At 61.3% G+C, this 16288-nt stretch carries 13 protein-coding genes; 4 read left to right on the plus strand and 9 right to left on the minus strand.

Annotated features, from left to right (window positions below; translation table 11 throughout):
* Nucleotides 1-3: 3 nt before the first annotated feature.
* Together BW989_RS06485 and BW989_RS06490 are read right to left on the minus strand one after the other, a co-directional pair.
* Complete coding sequence (locus BW989_RS06485) at nucleotides 4-2172, minus strand: S46 family peptidase (protein ID WP_076586627.1); 2169 nt, start codon at nucleotides 2170-2172, stop codon at nucleotides 4-6.
* 102 nt (nucleotides 2173-2274) lie between these two features.
* Entirely contained in the window at nucleotides 2275-4443 is a 2169-nt protein-coding gene (locus BW989_RS06490; protein ID WP_076586630.1) for a S46 family peptidase, read from the minus strand.
* Between the two features lie 130 nt (nucleotides 4444-4573).
* Between BW989_RS06490 and tdh the strand changes: the two genes are divergently transcribed.
* Nucleotides 4574-5596, plus strand: coding sequence for an L-threonine 3-dehydrogenase (tdh, locus tag BW989_RS06495; protein WP_076587205.1), 1023 nt, complete (start codon nucleotides 4574-4576; stop codon nucleotides 5594-5596).
* Between the two features lie 145 nt (nucleotides 5597-5741).
* Nucleotides 5742-6935, plus strand: coding sequence for a glycine C-acetyltransferase (gene kbl / locus BW989_RS06500; RefSeq protein WP_242651365.1), 1194 nt, complete (start codon nucleotides 5742-5744; stop codon nucleotides 6933-6935).
* Here the strand turns inward: kbl and BW989_RS06505 are convergent, their stop codons facing one another.
* From BW989_RS06505 to BW989_RS06515, 3 genes are all read right to left on the minus strand, one after another.
* Nucleotides 6936-7661 carry a pseudouridine synthase gene (locus BW989_RS06505; RefSeq protein WP_083688339.1) on the minus strand — a complete coding sequence of 242 codons (726 nt, stop codon included), beginning with the start codon at nucleotides 7659-7661 and terminating at the stop codon, nucleotides 6936-6938. It lies immediately after the preceding gene.
* A gap of 28 nt (nucleotides 7662-7689) precedes the next feature.
* The gene (locus BW989_RS06510) at nucleotides 7690-8205 is read right to left on the minus strand and encodes a hypothetical protein (protein ID WP_425476652.1); all 516 of its coding nucleotides are present in this window, start codon (nucleotides 8203-8205) and stop codon (nucleotides 7690-7692) included.
* A 168-nt stretch (nucleotides 8206-8373) separates the two neighbouring features.
* Nucleotides 8374-9483 (minus strand): OmpA family protein, encoded by a 1110-nt coding sequence (locus BW989_RS06515; protein WP_076587211.1) that lies wholly within the window; start codon nucleotides 9481-9483, stop codon nucleotides 8374-8376.
* Between the two features lie 591 nt (nucleotides 9484-10074).
* Between BW989_RS06515 and BW989_RS06520 the strand changes: the two genes are divergently transcribed.
* Nucleotides 10075-10533: a cell wall hydrolase gene (locus BW989_RS06520; RefSeq protein ID WP_076586634.1), complete on the plus strand. Its 459-nt coding sequence runs from the start codon at nucleotides 10075-10077 to the stop codon at nucleotides 10531-10533.
* 89 nt (nucleotides 10534-10622) lie between these two features.
* Entirely contained in the window at nucleotides 10623-11237 is a 615-nt protein-coding gene (locus BW989_RS06525; protein WP_076587212.1) for a glutathione S-transferase family protein, read from the plus strand.
* 101 nt (nucleotides 11238-11338) lie between these two features.
* Here the strand turns inward: BW989_RS06525 and prpF are convergent, their stop codons facing one another.
* The 4 genes from prpF to BW989_RS06545 are packed head-to-tail and all read right to left on the minus strand — an operon-like array spanning nucleotide 11339 to nucleotide 16280.
* Complete coding sequence (gene prpF / locus BW989_RS06530; protein ID WP_076587214.1) at nucleotides 11339-12532, minus strand: 2-methylaconitate cis-trans isomerase PrpF; 1194 nt, start codon at nucleotides 12530-12532, stop codon at nucleotides 11339-11341.
* A 31-nt stretch (nucleotides 12533-12563) separates the two neighbouring features.
* Nucleotides 12564-13145, minus strand: coding sequence for a 2'-5' RNA ligase family protein (locus BW989_RS06535; protein ID WP_076586636.1), 582 nt, complete (start codon nucleotides 13143-13145; stop codon nucleotides 12564-12566).
* 5 nt (nucleotides 13146-13150) lie between these two features.
* Nucleotides 13151-15760: a Fe/S-dependent 2-methylisocitrate dehydratase AcnD gene (gene acnD / locus BW989_RS06540; protein WP_076587216.1), complete on the minus strand. Its 2610-nt coding sequence runs from the start codon at nucleotides 15758-15760 to the stop codon at nucleotides 13151-13153.
* Between the two features lie 40 nt (nucleotides 15761-15800).
* On the minus strand, nucleotides 15801-16280 hold the full coding sequence (locus BW989_RS06545) for a potassium channel family protein (protein ID WP_083688342.1): 480 nt from the start codon (nucleotides 16278-16280) through the stop codon (nucleotides 15801-15803).
* Nucleotides 16281-16288 lie beyond the last annotated feature (8 nt).

Below are 16288 nucleotides of genomic sequence, written 5' to 3' on the forward strand. Positions count from 1 at the left end.
CGATCAGCGTTGGGCTGCGACACCCATTTCCTTGAGCAGCTGCGGCGCTGGGTAAACCTCTTGCATGATCCAGCGCATGTAACGCTGGTCAACCGAGATCATGCGGGTCATCTTCGGGTCGAACACCCAATTGGAGCTGACCGATTCCCAGTTGCCGTCGAAGGCCAGGCCCACCAGCTTGCCTTCGCCATCGAGCACCGGCGAACCGGAGTTGCCACCGGTGATGTCGAGGTCGGAGAGGAAGTTGACCGGCACCGTCTTCAGGCGCTTGTCTTCCAAGCCGCTGTAGCGCTTCGCTGCGACCGCATCGATCAAGGCTTTCGGTGCATCGAAGGGTTCCTTGCCGGTGGCCTTGGCTGGGACTTGCTCCAGCAGCGTGAACGGTGCCTGCTTGCTGCCATCGGTCTTGGTGTAGCCGGTGACATTGCCGAAGGTGATGCGCAACGAGGAATTCGCATCCGGATACACCGCACCGCCCTGCGACTTGCGGTAATCCATCACGGCCTGCAGGTAGGTCGGACGCGCCACCAGCACTTCGCCGGCGCGGGTCTTGCCCTGTTCTTCCAACTGCATCAGGGTCGGCATCACGGCCACCGCGTACTGGATGGCCGGATCATCACTCTTTTCGAACGCGGCGCGATCGGCGTTGAACCACTTCATGCGCGCCTCAGCGCCCTTCAGCTGGCTCTTGGCCATGCGGTCGAGCGCGCGGTCCACGGCGGCTGCATCATTCCCACCCAACCAGGTGTCGATGGCGGCGACGCGCTGGTTGCTCGGCAACTTCAGGTATTCCATCAGCCAATAACGCTGCAGCTCGCGATCCATCGACGCTTCGTAGCGGCGCTCCATCTGCTTCAGGCTGCCTTCGATGCCCGGCAGGTCGCGTTGCTGGTAACCGGACTCACGCTGAGCGTCAGGCTTGGCACGTTCAATCGACAGGCGATACAGCGACACCGCGGTGTTGCCCAACGCGCCACCGGTCTGGCGCATGACCAGGTCACGCTCGCGCGTGGCGCGCGTGGTTTCGTTCAATGCGAGCAGTTGCGCATGCGCAGCCAATGCGGCTTCACCCTTGCTGCCTTGCTTGCGCAGCCATGCCAGCACGGCAGCCTCTTCGCGCTGCTTGGTCTCGGCAGCACCGATCCGCTTGAAGCCTTCCAGCTGGCCGTCATAGTTCTTCAGCACGTTTTCCCAGCCGCGCATCGTGCTGGCGTACTTCACTTCGATGTCCGGGTTCTTTTCGCCCGCGGCCTCCACCATCGACGTCAGCTTCTTGTAGTGTGCGGCGATGGTCGGATAGGCCCATTGCGAGGTGTTGTCGAATTCATCCGCCAGTGCATAGCGGCTGGTGCTGCCCGGGTAACCGGCGACCATCACGAAGTCACCGACGCCCAGCGGCTTGTCGGCAAACTTCAGCCAATGCTTGGGCTGGAACGGCACGTTGTCCTTGCTGAAGGCGGCGGGCTTGCCGTCCTTGCCGACATAAGCGCGGTAGAACGAGAAATCGCCGGTGTGGCGCGGCCACATCCAGTTGTCGATCTCGCCACCGTAGTTGCCGATCGACGACGGCGGTGCGTAGACCAAGCGCACGTCCTTGATCTCGATGTTCTTGAACAGGCGATAGGTGTTGCCACCGAAGAAGCTGTAGAGACGGCAGCGATAGCCACCACCCGCCTCGCATTGCGAGATCAGCTGCTTTTCGAGGGTGTCGACGGCATTCGTGCGCTCGATCGGGCTGGGCGCGGCGGCAATGGCCTGCTTCACCTGCGCGGTGACATCGGTGATGTCGTCCAGCACATACACGCGGGCATTCGGGCCGGCGGAGAGCTCATCGGCAAAATTGGCGGCGTTGAAGCCGTCGGCCATCAGGTTGCGCTCGGGGGTGGAATTCAACTGGATCGCGCCGTACGCGCAATGGTGGTTGGTAGCGACCAGGCCCTGCGGCGAAACGAAGCTCGCCGTGCAACCGCCCAACGACACCACGGCACCCAACGGATCGCCCGTCAAATTAGCCAGCTGCTTGGCATCCAGCTTCAAGCCGGCCTTCTTCAGCGACTTGGAGATCTCGGGCAATTGCTGCGGCACCCACATGCCCTCGCCCGCCTGGGCAGTGGTGGTGGTGAGGCCGACAGTGGCCACGGCGACGGCCGCGGCGAGTACGGTGATGCGCATATTGTCTTCCGGTGTAGTGACCCCCGGAGTGTAGCCCGCAGCGACATCCGGCCCGTGTGACAAAGGTCATGGCCGGATGTCGCATTCAGCGCAATTGTGTTGTCAGCGCGGCAATTTCATCTCGTTCAGCAACCAATGCGCGGGGTAGACCTTGTCCATCAACCAGCGCATATAGCGCGCATCGACATGCACCGCGCGCTTGTAACGCGGGTCGAACATCCAGCTGGCGCTGACGGATTCCCAGTTGCTGTCGAAGTTGATGCCGATCAGCTTGCCCTGCGCATCCATCACCGGTGAACCGGAATTGCCACCGGTGGTGTCGAGGTTGGTGAGGAAGTTGACCGTCTGCGTCTTCAGCGCCGGATCGGCCGTGTTGCCGAAGTCGCCCTTCGCGATCGCATCACGCAGCGCTTGCGGGGCATTGAACGGATCCACGCCCGTGTGCTTTTCCATGATGCCGCCGACCGTCGTGACTGGCGTGTACGCAACCGCATCGCGCGGCTGCAATGATTGCACGCGGCCGAAGCTGACACGCAAGGTGGAATTGGCATCCGGATATACCGCACGGCCTTGGCTTTCGCGGAAGCCGATCAGCGCGCGCATGTACGCCGGACGCAGGCGCATCAACTCGCCGGATTCCTGCTTGCCCGCCTCTTCCAGCCGCAAGATCGCCGGCATCAAGGTGTGAGCTGCCTTCAACATCGGATCATCCGCGGTCGCCAGCGCTGCGCCATCGGTCTGCATCCAGCGCAGACGCTCGGCTTCATCGCCCAGCTTCGTACCCGCGTACAACGCATCGAGCGCCTTGGTCGAAGCTACGGCATCCGCACCGAACACCTGATCCACTTCATCGATGCGCTGATCAGCCGGCAACGCGTAATAGCGCTTGAGCAGATCCGCCAACATCGCCTTCTCGACTTCAGGCGCGTAACGGCGCTGCACCTGCTTCAACATCCCTTCGATCAGCGCCTCATCGCGCTGCTGGTAACCGGATTCACGCACTGCATCGGGCTTGCCGCGTTCAATTGCCAAGCGCTGCAAGGTGATCGCCGCACGCAGCAGCTGCGGTGTGCTGCGCATCATCGAGAATAACTGGTCGCGCTCGCGCGTCGCCTGACTTTCGGCAAGGATGCGCTGCATCGCATCGATATCCGCACGCGTGGCTTCGGCGCCTGCCTGTTTGTCTAGCCAAGCCATCATCGCGGCTTCATCGGCATTGCGCACATGTACGGCGTCACTGCGCTTCAAGCCTTCCAGCTCACCCTGCGCACGCTTGAGCGTGTTCTTGAACGACTGCACTTGCGATGCATATTTCACCGCCGCATCCGACCCGTCCGGTGCACTGGCCGCGATGTCCTTCAGCAAGCTGTCGAATAGCGCGATGCGCGAGGGCAGCTGCCATTCGATCTGGTTGGCGAACTCGGACGCACTACGATGGCGATACGTCGTGCCGGGATAACCGGCCAGCATCGCGTAATCGCCGTCCTTCACTGCCGCCGTGCTCACTTGCAGATGGGCGGGCGGCGCATAGGGCACGTTGTCCTTGCTGTACGCCGCGGGCTTGCCGTCCTTGCCCACGTAGGCGCGCAAGAACGTGAAGTCCCCGCTGTGGCGCGGCCACATGAAGTTGTCGATCTCGTCGCCGTAATTGCCGATGTCGCGCGGCGGCGCGTAGACCAGGCGAACATCCTTCAACTCGAGCTGCTTCACCCGATAGAAATCCGTGCCGTAATACATGTTGACGATGCTGCAGCGGTAGCCGACATCAGCTTCGCAGGCCTTCACTTCGGCCTTGGAGGCGGCGTCGATGGCATCGAAGTAAGCGCGCCCCGTCTTGCTGCGGGCATCTTTCAGGATCTGGTCGGTGATCTTGTCGAAGCCGGTCGTCACCAGCACGCGGAAATCGGGATTGGCTGGCAGCTCGCCCGCTTTGTCCGGCGCCACGAAACCGTTCACGATCAGGTCGCGCTCCTTCGAGCTGTTGTACTGAATGACGCCAAAGGCGACGTGGTGATTGGTCACGATGAGGCCTTGGTCGGAGACGAAGGCGCCGGTCGCGCCGCCCACCTTCACCACCGCAGAGAGAGGCGGCTGGGTGACATCCGCCAATTTGGCCGGGTCGCCCTTGTAGCCCGCGGCCTTCATGCGCTGGGCAATATCGGGCAACTGCATGGGTAGCCACATGCCCTCGTCGGCCCGTACGGGACCGTTTGCGGCCAGGCCGCCCATCATCGCCACACCCGTGGCCATTGCCAACATCGTCTTGCGCATCCGCCTGCTCCGTCATTCGATCCGGCCATTATCCGGATGGCGGCGCGCACGGGATGTGCAAGCCGTCACGGGCGGCACGGTAAAATGGCGCATTGCACTGCACAACGGACCCCACATGACGCAGCAAACGATGAAAGCGCTGGTGAAGCGCGAAGCCGGCAAAGGCATCTGGATGGAGGAAGTGCCCGTCCCGGTCGCCGGCCCCAACGAGGTGCTGATCAAGCTCGAGAAGACCGCCATTTGCGGCACCGACCTGCACATTTATCTGTGGGATGAGTGGAGCCAACGCACGATCAAGCCGGGCTTGGTCATTGGCCATGAGTTCGTCGGCCGGATCGCGGCAATTGGCCCGGGCGTCACCGGCTACAGCATCGGTCAGCGCGTGTCGGCCGAAGGCCACATCGTCTGCGGGCATTGCCGCAACTGCCGCGCGGGCAAGCAACACCTGTGCCCGAACACCGTCGGCATCGGCGTGAATCGCAATGGCGCGTTCGCCGAATACATCGTGATGCCAGCCACCAACCTGTGGCCGATCCCCGATCAGATTCCGAGCGAACTGGCTGCCTTCTTCGACCCTTACGGCAACGCTGCGCACTGCGCGCTGGAGTTCGATGTGGTCGGCGAAGACGTGTTGATCACCGGTGCCGGCCCCATCGGCATCATCGCGGCCGGCATATGCAAGCACATCGGCGCGCGCAACGTGGTCGTCACCGACGTCAACGATTACCGCTTGAAGCTGGCTGCCGACATGGGCGCGACGCGCGTGGTCAACGTGTCCAACACCAAGCTGAAAGACGTGATGGCCGACCTGCACATGGAAGGCTTCGACGTGGGCCTGGAAATGAGCGGCAACCCACGCGCGTTCAACGACATGCTCGACTGCATGTACAACGGCGGCAAGATCGCGATGCTCGGTATCATGCCGAACGGCGCGGGCATCGACTGGGACAAGGTGATCTTCAAGGGCCTGACTTTGCAGGGCATCTACGGGCGTCGCATGTACGAGACCTGGTACAAGATGACGCAGCTGATCCTGTCCGGTTTTCCGCTGGGCAAGGTGTTGACCCATCAACTGCCCATCGATGATTTCCAGAAAGGCTTCGAGCTGATGGAATCTGGCAAGTCCGGCAAGGTCGTGTTGAGCTGGAATTGATGGTGGATTCACGCGCATGGCAGGTGACCGCTGCCAATTCGCGCCACGCCGTAAATACATCCATGTAGGTTCATCGGCGGCGTCCATGCCGCCGATGGTCGCGAACCGGCAGCGGTCACCTGCCACCGACACCCTCGGAGCCCCCATGTCCTTGACCGAACGCTACACCTCAACCCTCGACGAAATCCGCGACGCCGGCTTGTTCAAGTCCGAGCGCATCATCGCCAGCCCGCAGTCGGCCGAAATCGAACTGGCCGACGGCCGCCGCGTACTCAACTTCTGCGCCAACAACTATCTGGGCCTGGCCGACCATCCGGACATCATCGCTTCGGCCAAGGAGGCCCTCGATACCCACGGTTTCGGCATGGCCTCCGTGCGCTTCATCTGCGGCACGCAAGACCTGCACAAGCAGCTGGAAAAAACCATCGCCGATTTCTTCGGCACCGAGGACACCATCCTCTACGCCGCGTGCTTCGATGCGAACGGCGGCTTGTTCGAACCGCTGCTGGACGAAAACGACGCGATCATCAGCGACGCGCTCAACCATGCCTCGATCATCGACGGCGTGCGCCTGTGCAAAGCCAAGCGCTATCGCTACGCCAACTGCGACATGGCAGATCTCGAGAAGCAGCTGCAGCAGGCGAAAGCCGACGGCGCGCGCACCATCATGATCACCACCGACGGCGTGTTCTCGATGGACGGCTTCATCGCCCCGCTCGACGAAATCACCGCACTGGCGCAAAAGTACGGTGCACTGGTCCACATCGACGAATGCCACGCCACCGGTTTCCTGGGCGCGAGCGGCCGCGGCAGCGCCGAGGTCAAGGGTGTGATGGACAAGATCGACATCTTCACCGGCACACTGGGCAAGGCGATGGGCGGCGCACTGGGCGGATTCACCACCGCCAAGCGCGAGGTGATCGAACTGCTGCGTCAGCGTTCGCGCCCCTACCTCTTCTCCAATTCGTTGCCGCCGCATGTCGTCGCGGCGGGCATCAAGGCGTTCGAGATGCTGTCGTCCGCCGGCGACTTGCGCGAGCAACTGGTCGAGAACACGGCGTATTTCCGCAAGGAAATGACCGCCCGCGGATTCGACATCAAACCCGGCGTGCACCCGATAAGCCCAGTGATGCTGTACGACGCGCCCCTGGCACAGAAGTTTGCCGAGCGCTTGCTTGAAGAAGGCATCTACGCCATCGGATTCTTCTTCCCGGTCGTGCCCAAGGGTCAGGCGCGGATTCGCACCCAGATCAGCGCCGCGCACACGCGCGAGCATTTGGATCGCGCGATCGATGCGTTCACCCGCATCGGCAAGGAACTCGGCGTCATCAAGGGCTGATCATTCGCCGCGCAATGCGGCGGTCTCAGCTTCCGTCAAATCTCGCCAAGCCCCCTTGGCGAGATCGCCCAAGGCAAGCGGGCCGATTGCGACACGCACCAGCCGCAGCACTTCGATATCGAGTGCCGAGAGGATGCGACGGATCTGTCGGTTACGTCCTTCATCCAACTCAATTTCGAGCCACGCATTGCGCTCGCCTGAGCGCAGCAGCCGTGCCTGCGAAACCGACAGCCGCTCGCCTTCGCCATCGACGCCCTCTTTCATCCGATCCAGCACAGCCGGATTGGGAATTCCTACTACTTGCACGTGGTAGGTCTTGGTAGGGCCCGAATCGGGTGATGTGATCGACGCAGCCCATGCCGGATCATTCGAGAATAGCAACAAGCCTTCGCTGGCCTTATCCAACCGGCCTACCGGCGCGATCCACCCAAGTTCGGCGCCATCGAAACATTGATACACGGTATCGCGTGCATGCTCGTCCTTCGCGGTGGTGACCAAGCCGCGCGGCTTGTTGAGCATCAGATAACGACGCCGTGGCGCTTGCGGGGACAGATCATCGAGCCGAATCTGCGTTTCGGATTCCAGCGTCGGTGTCTCGGGGTCAAGGATGATGCGTCCGCGCACCGCAACACGGCCTTCGCGAATCATTTTCTCGGCAGCACTGCGTGAGCACCAGCCACGCTTCGATATGACGCGGGCCAAGCCGATTCTTCGCGATGTCCGCATGGCTGTGCCGTCGGCTAATCGACTCGAATCAGAGCGGCTTGGTCGCTGGAGGCGTCGCTGGCGTCGTGGCCTGGACCTCGGCCTTCTTCGGCACGACACGTACGCCGCGCGCTTTCATCCATGCATCAAACTCATCGGCGGTCATCCGCTTGCCGTTTTCTGTCATGTTGAAGCGCCACGGCGTGTTATCGAATTCGGTCTTGGGTTTGTAGGCAGCTGGATCGTTCGGGTTCACCGGACTGGGCGCGGGAATGACACTGGCAAAACTGCGACATGTCTCAATCTTCAACCGCAATAGCACTTGGTCGGCCGATATCGCCTGGTCAAACGCCCGCGACAGCACACCCGTCGGAGCACCCAGGTCGTAATACGGCGATGAGAGTTCGCTGGAGACGGCCGGCAGGACATCCGGCGATGAAGGCAATGCTTGTGGAACGCCTGCGCAATTTGGTGCTTGTGCTTGCGCCCAACCGGCGGCGAGCAGAAGGGGAAGCGTGAGCAGGCGTGGCGACATCATGTACTCCAGATTTGTTGGGCGCTGCATCATCGAAACAATGCGTAGATATCCAGAGAATGTAGGCGAAAACACTCGGCGTTGAAACCCCAAGCTGCATTTCCGACTGAACATTCAGCACGTACGGCACTGGGATTGCAGGCAAAAAGAAACCCGGCACAAGGCCGGGTTTCTTGGTCTTGCAACTGACCGCCAGAATTAGTTCTGGACGTTCAGCTCGGTGCGGCGGTTCGTCTCGCTCTTGCAGCCCGGCAGGGTCTGAGCGGTCGGTTCCAGCGGACGGCTTTCGCCGTAACCCACCGGGCCCGACAGACGGCCGGCATCGATGCCGTTGCTGGTCAGGTAGTCGTACACGGCGCGGGCGCGACGCTCGGACAGCGACTGGTTGTACGCATCGCTACCGCAGAGGTCGGTGTGACCGGCCACTTCAGCGCGGATGTCGGGGTAACGCTTCAGGATCTCGATGCCTTCGTTCAGGATGGCGATCGCGTCCGGACGCAGGGTCGACTTGTCGAAGTCGAAGTTCACGCCCTTCAGATCGAAGGTCACCGGAACCGGGCAGCCGTCCGGACCGATGGTCTGGCCAGCCTGCGAACCCGGGCACTTGTCGTTACAGTCGTTGACGCCGTCACCATCGCTGTCCATGTCGGCACAGGTCGGGGTCGCCGGCGGCGGAGCAACCGGTGCCATCGGCTCCGGGCCCAGGGCCACGGTCAGGCCGACCGAAGCGAGCAGATCGACGAACTGGTCTTCCTGCATGTTGGCAGCGCGAGCCTGCACTTCGTCGAAGTCGACGCGGGCAGCCAGCTCGGTGCGCAGGTCAACGCGGCCGAAGTCAGCCTGCAGACCAACGCCGGCCTTGGCGGCGACGTTGTTGTCTTCGTGCTGAGCCGGGCAGGACGACTGCATCGGGAAGCCAGAAGCCGGGCCGCAGATCGCTGCGAACTCTTCTTCGTGACGCTGCATGCCGACACCGAACAGCAGGTACGGCCACCACTTACGATCCGCATTGCGGAAGTGGTAACGGGCATCGACCGAGGCGCCGTACTGGCTCCACCACAGGTTCGGGTTCGAGGTCTTGTCCGGGTTCTGGTAGTTCAGCTCCAGATCCACCGACCAGTTCGGGGTCCAGAACTTACCGAAGCCGAGGGTGCCGAACACGGCATCTTCGGTGCCACGGTCGCTATCCTGGAAGTTCACACCGGTCGAAGCGGAAACGTACCAGCGGTCGTCAAACTCCTGAGCGACAGCGGTATGCGCTACGCCCATGCCGCACAACAACGCGGCGCAGAGGAGTTTCTTGTTCATGTCGAGCTCCTTGATCAAAGGTCTAGCAGGGATGGGTAAAACGTGTAACGGAATTTCTTGTCATGACGGCCATGATGCGCGCCACCGGGGTGAAGCCTACGGTCGCGCATGTGAAAGCCGCGTTAACAATAGCATAACAGTTCCCTGACCACGGATCGCGTTCAGCAAACAGTCGAAATTGTACCTGAACCGGGGGCGAATTGACATCGACAACCAGGACCCGGTCCAAACCGACTACGTCATGTCGGGAAACGCATGCGCTAGTACCGTTTTGTCATGGCCGGTCATCTGCCAGGCCGGCAGCCCACGGCGATAGTTGTTTAGTTCTAAAGAACCCGCACGCGATACAACCATAATTAGCGGGTCGAGTTGTAAATCCCCATTCAGGCTTCATTAGGTATCTGGTTCGTACCTTGCGCCCACCTCAACCAAGGCCGCTATTCATCTTTAAGCGGTCACAGGCGGAAATCCCGCCTGGGGCAAAAGGTGTGCCATAGAGCCGCCGCCCTCCCCGGACGCCATGTCGCTACATCGTCGCCTACCGCACGCCGGTGACGCCGATGCACGACGCAACGAGCAAGGAGTACGACGATGAAACTGGCCTGGATCTTGTGGTTGGCCTCGATTCTCCCGCCGCAGGCAGCGGATTCGCTGTGCCTGTCGGCCACGTTATATCTGGAAGCGCGCGACCAATCGACTCAGGGCCAGCAGGCCGTGGCCGAGGTCGCACTCCGCCGCGAAGACAGCGGCCTATGGGGCGACTCGATGTGCCAGGTCGTCACCGCACGCAAGCAGTTCGCGCCGACGATCGTGTCGCCGCAGACCCGCCTCAGCAACACCGAAGCCTGGGCGCAGGCCGTGACCATCGCCATCGAGGCCGAACAGAACTGGGCCTTGCCGGACGGCCAGCGCAAGGAAATCGTGCCGGGCGCCAGCCACTTCCTGGCCCACAATATCGCAAGCCCGAGCTGGCGCAACGCCTATCAAGTCGCCCAGATCGGCGACCATACCTTCTTGAAGGTCCAATCGCTGCGCTCCAAGCGCAACTGAGGCAAATCCGGCAACACAGCGTTGCCGGGTCATCATCGACTGTTAGCGAAGTCACCTCCAAAATGGCAGCCCCTCATCAGGAAGCTGCCATGAAGCTCTACAGCAAACCCGGCGCGTGCTCGACCGCCGACCACATCGCACTGCAATGGACCGGCCAGCCCTTCGAAGTCGAAGTGGTCACCCAGCAGCAGATCAAGGAACCCGCCTTCCTCGCCCTCAACCCGGCCGGCTCGGTGCCGGTGATCGTCGATGGCGACTTCGTCCTGACCCAGAACGCCGCGATCATGGGCTATATCGCCGACACCTACCCGCAAGCTGGACTGGCTGGAGACGGCAGCACCCAGCAGCGCGCCGAGGCCACCCGATGGCTGGCCTTCTGCAACTCGGACTTGCATCCGGCATTCACGCCCCTGTTCGCCCCCGGCCTGTTCATGGAAGGCGCGGAGAATTACGACACGGTCAAGGCGCTCGCTGCCAAACGCGTTCGCCGCTATTACGAGACCGCCGACAAGCGTCTGGGCGAAACCGGCAACTGGCTGGCCGGCTTCCGCAGCTTTGCAGACCCTTATCTGTTCATCACCATGGGCTGGGCGAAGAAGCTGGGCGTCGATTTGTCCGACCTGACCCACCTGCAGGACTTCCACAAGCGCATGTTGGCCGATGCCGGCGTGCAAGCGGCATTGAAGGCCGAAGGCTTGATGTAAGCACTGCCCCTTGCGAGCTTGATGACGCACACCCGTCTGCTAGCAGCAGGCGGGTGTTCTTATATATAGAGTCGATGTGGCTTCATCGCGGCACTCGGCGATCAAATATCCGTGTGATCCGGCACTCGCACCGCGCCTTCCATCAACACGCGCGCACTGCGGCTCATCACTGCCTTTTTCACCGTCCACAGCCCATCGACCTGCTCTGCCGCCGCGCCAACACGCAGCGTGCCCGAGGGATGACCGAAGCGAACCGCTTCACGTGACCCGCCGCCCGCCGCCAGATTCACCAGGGTGCCCGGCACGGCCGCGGCCGAAGCGATGGCGACGGAGGCCGTACCCATCATCGCGTGATGCAGTTTGCCCATCGACATCGCCCGCACACGCAGGTCGATGTCATCGCCCCCAATCACCTTGCCGCTTGATGCGGTGTAGGTTGCGGCCGGCGCAACAAAAGCGACCTTCGGCGAATGCTGGCGCTTGGGCGCATCCTCGACGCTGTCGATCAGGCCCATACGCACAGCCGCATGCGCGCGGATCGACTCCAACATCGCCAGCGCCTTGGCATCGCCATTGATCGCTTCCTGCAACTCACTGCCGGTGTAGCCGATGTCGGCGGCGTTGACGAACACGGTCGGGATGCCCGCATTGATCATCGTCACCTTGAGCGTTCCTAGTTCAGGCACTTCAAGATCATCGACAAGCTGGCCCGTCGGGAACATGGCGCCACCGCCCTCACCTTCGCCCTCATCGGCCGGGTCGATGAATTCCAGCACGATCTCCGCCGCCGGGAAGGTCACCCCATCCAACTCAAAATCGCCGGTTTCCTGCACCTGCCCGTTGATGATCGGCACATGGACAATGATGGTCTTGCCGATATTGGCCTGCCACACGCGCACCGCGAGCGTACCGTTCTCAGGCAGGCGCGATGGATCGATGAAGCCCTGACTGATCGCGAACGGGCCCACCGCCGTCGACAGGTTGCCGCAGTTGCCGCTCCAGTCGACGAAGGCATCACCGATGGCCACTTGTCCGTACAAATAATCGACATCGTGATCGGGCTGCGTGCTGGGCGCGATGATCACGCACTTGCTGGTGCTGGAAGTTGCACCGCCCATGCCATCAGTGTGCTTACCGTAAGGATCGGGCGAGCCGATCACGCGCATCAGCAACGCATCACGCGCGGCACCTGGCACTTGTGCTTCGAGCGGCAAGTCCTGCAAGCGGAAAAACACACCCTTGGACGTGCCGCCGCGCATGTAGGTGGCGGGAATGCGGATTTGCGGCTTGTGCATGGTGCGCTCTCGTTCGTCGATGCGCGGGCAATCAGCCCAGCGCGAATAAATCATTCTGATGTTGCGGGCTGGCCGGCGGCAGCAATGGCCAGCGCCCGATTACATCGTAACGGTACGGACTTCCGTGGCCTTTCAGCAGCAGGATTTCGTCAATGGTCCACTCAATCGGGATCAGCTGAACGGTGGGGTGCAATTCGCCCGCATCGTAACTGAGGGTGATATGGGGACGATGCCCTTCCGAATCATCCAAACCAACATCCTTAAGCGCAACTTGCACGGCGCTGAGCAAGGCATCGAACTCAACCGGACGGCCATGTGTGAACAGCGTGCAATGGTTGCGTCGTTCGGGCTCGCCTTGCGTCCAGATGACGCGATTGAATCGAAGCGTCACCGCATGTGCAGTGATCCGACTGCCTGCTTCGAGCAAACCTGCGATGGTTGCTTCATCGGCATCGAAATGGCGACCCGACAAGGTCTGATGCCAATTTTCCATGGCAAACATGCGCCGACCCAGCTTCGACGCCACACCTGCTGCTGCCAATCGCGTCAGCCATCGCTCCGACTCATATAGCCCGGGCAACGCACCAAAGAAATAGCGCGGGGTGGTCGACACGGAATTCAGGCAGCCTCGTTCGTTGCGAGGAAGTCCTGCGCGAAACGCTGCAACACGCCGCCTGCCTGATAAATCAGCACTTCTTCGTCCGAATCAAGACGACACAGCACCGGCACCTCAATTTGACTGCCATCCTTGCGGCTGATGATCAGGTTCAACATGGTGCCCGGTGTCAGCTCACCCACCACATCGAAGGTCTCGCTGCCATCTATCTCCAGCGTGTTGCGATTCACGCCCATCTGGAATTGCAAGGGCAGCACGCCCATGCCGATCAGATTAGTGCGATGGATGCGCTCAAACCCTTCCGCGGCAATCGCCTCCACACCAGCGAGTCGCACGCCCTTTGCCGCCCAGTCACGCGAACTGCCCTGACCGTAGTCCGCACCCGCGATGATGATGAGCGGCTGCTTGCGCTCCATGTAGGTCTCGATCGCTTCCCACATCCGCATCACTTTGCCCTCCGGCTCGACGCGCGCCAATGAGCCCTGCTTAACTTCGCCATCCACCACGGCCATTTCATTGACGAGTTTGGGGTTGGCGAAAGTGGCGCGCTGCGCGGTCAGGTGATCGCCGCGATGCGTCGCATAGGAATTGAAGTCTTCCTCAGGCAAGCCCATCTTCGCGAGATATTCGCCTGCCGCACTGGAGGCGAGAATCGCGTTTGACGGCGAAAGATGATCGGTGGTGATGTTGTCGCCCAGTACCGCCAGCGGGCGCATGCCCTTGAGCAGACGCTCACCGGCCAGTGCGCCCTCCCAATACGGCGGGCGGCGGATGTAGGTACTCATCTCTCGCCAGTCATACAGCGGGCTGACTGGCTCACCCTGCTCGACGTGCAATTTGAACATCGGCTCATACACCTGGCGGAAGAACTCCGGCTTGACGCTCGCCTTCACCACCGCATCGATCTCGGCATCCGTCGGCCAGATGTCCTTTAGACGCACTTCATTACCTTCGCCATCTACGCCCAGCACGTCTTTTTCGATGTCGAAACGCATGGTGCCGGCGATGGCATACGCAATCACCAGCGGCGGCGATGCAAGAAAGGCCTGCTTCGCGTAAGGATGGATGCGGCCATCGAAGTTGCGATTGCCCGACAGCACCGCCGTCGCATACAGATCTCGGTCGATGATCTCCTGCTGGATCGCTGGATCCAACGCACCGGACATGCCGTTGCAGGTGGTGCAGGCAAACCCGACGATGCCGAAACCGAGCTGTTCCAGGTCGTCCAGCAATCCAGCTTCACGCAGGTAAAGCTCAACAGCCTTCGAGCCGGGTGCCAACGAGGTCTTCACCCACGGCTTGCGCGACAAGCCACGCTGAAGTGCATTGCGCGCAATCAAACCCGCGGCAATGACATTGCGCGGATTCGACGTATTTGTGCAAGAAGTGATGGCGGCGATGATCACCGCACCATCCGGCATCTTGCCTTCGCGCTCTTCGGCGCGCGCACCGTCGAGGTTCACCGCGATGCCGCGCTCGGCCAACTCGCTCACCGGCAAACGGCGATGCGGATTGGACGGCCCCGCCATATTGCGCGTCACACTCGACAGGTCGAAATGCAGCACGCGCTCGTACTCAGCATCGACCATGGCATCGGCCCACAGACCTGCGGCCTTTGCGTAGGTTTCGACCAACTGCAACTGCGATTCTTCACGCCCGGTCAAACGCAGGTAATCAATGGTTTGCTGGTCGATGTAGAACAGCGCCGCGGTCGCTCCATATTCCGGCGTCATGTTGGAAATGGTCGCGCGGTCACCAATGGTGAGATGCGCAGCGCCCTCACCAAAAAATTCGATATAGGCACCCACCACTTTTTGTTGACGCAAGAACTCGGTTAGCGCCAACACGATGTCAGTCGCGGTGATGCCCGGCTGCGGCTTGCCGGCAAGTTCGACACCGATGATGTCCGGCGTGCGCATCCACGAGGCGCGCCCCAGCATCACGTTTTCGGCTTCCAGGCCGCCCACGCCCACCGCGATCACGCCGAGTGCATCGACATGCGGCGTGTGACTGTCGGTGCCGACGCAAGTGTCCGGGAAGGCGACGCCGTCATCGACAAAGATCACCGGCGACATCTTCTCCAGATTGATCTGGTGCATGATGCCGTTGCCCGGCGGAATCACGTCGACGTTCTTGAATGCTTTCTTGGTCCACTCGATGAAGTGGAAGCGATCAGCATTGCGACGATCCTCGATCTCGCGATTCTTTGCGAAGGCGTCCGGATCGAAGCCGCCGCATTCCACCGCCAGCGAGTGGTCGACGATGAGCTGTGTTGGCACCACCGGATTGATCTGCGCAGGGTCGCCACCCTGGTCCGCAATCGCATCACGCAAGCCTGCCAGATCGACCAGTGCAGTCTGGCCGAGGATGTCGTGGCAGACCACGCGCGCGGGGAACCACGGGAAATCCAAGTCACTGCGGCGCTCGATCAACTGGCCGAGATAGGCATTGAGCTTGGCCGGATCGGCGCGACGCACCAGATTCTCGGCATGAATCTTCAACGTATAAGGCAGCTTCGCCCATGCGCCCGGTTGAATGACATCAACAGCTTCCTGCGCATCAAACCAATCCAGCTTGGTGCCAGCCAAAGGCTTGCGATATACGGTATTCAAATTCGTCATCTCAAACTCCTGCGGGTGGTTATGCGAACGCTCAGGCGTCCGGATCTGACCACAACCGCGACATTTCCAAATATGTGAAGCTGGCGGACCAGGTGATCAAGATCAGACCCACCAAAGACTCCAGCCCTGAAATGAAACGGATCGCACCGACGGGCGACACATCACCGAAACCAACCGTGGTGTAGGTGGTCGCCGAAAGATAGATGGCATCGAACAAGGTATCGGTACTGTGTTCGCCATGCATGTATCCGGTGCCGGGAATGGCAGACAGCCCCCAAAAAGCCAGACCAAAACACCAAATCTCGACTACGTGCAGCACAAGCAGGGAGAAGATGATCTTCAGCATGGTGCGACGATCCTGCCCACGCATCACTACACGCTTGGAAGATCGGCGCACCAATGCATGCATGCCTTCGTAATGGATCAGCACCGTCAAAGCGGTGACAGCCAAAGCCACCACCGCCACCAGCGCGTGTTCGGCCAACCGCCCGTCGGGGATGAGCCAGTCCATGCAAATAC

Origin of the sequence: Solilutibacter tolerans, assembly GCF_900155935.1 — a bacterium.
GTDB lineage: Bacteria > Pseudomonadota > Gammaproteobacteria > Xanthomonadales > Xanthomonadaceae > Solilutibacter > Solilutibacter tolerans.

Excerpts from the sequence above, each read along its gene's own strand:
- BW989_RS06485 (WP_076586627.1), bottom strand. The coding sequence starts at position 2,172 with ATGCGCATCACCGTACTCGCCGCGGCCGTCGCCGTGGCCACTGTCGGC.
- BW989_RS06490 (WP_076586630.1), bottom strand. The coding sequence starts at position 4,443 with ATGCGCAAGACGATGTTGGCAATGGCCACGGGTGTGGCGATGATGGGC.
- tdh (WP_076587205.1), top strand. The coding sequence starts at position 4,574 with ATGAAAGCGCTGGTGAAGCGCGAAGCCGGCAAAGGCATCTGGATGGAG.
- kbl (WP_242651365.1), top strand. The coding sequence starts at position 5,742 with ATGTCCTTGACCGAACGCTACACCTCAACCCTCGACGAAATCCGCGAC.
- BW989_RS06505 (WP_083688339.1), bottom strand. The coding sequence starts at position 7,661 with ATGCGGACATCGCGAAGAATCGGCTTGGCCCGCGTCATATCGAAGCGT.
- BW989_RS06510 (WP_425476652.1), bottom strand. The coding sequence starts at position 8,205 with ATGCAGCGCCCAACAAATCTGGAGTACATGATGTCGCCACGCCTGCTC.
- BW989_RS06515 (WP_076587211.1), bottom strand. The coding sequence starts at position 9,483 with ATGAACAAGAAACTCCTCTGCGCCGCGTTGTTGTGCGGCATGGGCGTA.
- BW989_RS06520 (WP_076586634.1), top strand. The coding sequence starts at position 10,075 with ATGAAACTGGCCTGGATCTTGTGGTTGGCCTCGATTCTCCCGCCGCAG.
- BW989_RS06525 (WP_076587212.1), top strand. The coding sequence starts at position 10,623 with ATGAAGCTCTACAGCAAACCCGGCGCGTGCTCGACCGCCGACCACATC.
- prpF (WP_076587214.1), bottom strand. The coding sequence starts at position 12,532 with ATGCACAAGCCGCAAATCCGCATTCCCGCCACCTACATGCGCGGCGGC.
- BW989_RS06545 (WP_083688342.1), bottom strand. The coding sequence starts at position 16,280 with ATGGACTGGCTCATCCCCGACGGGCGGTTGGCCGAACACGCGCTGGTG.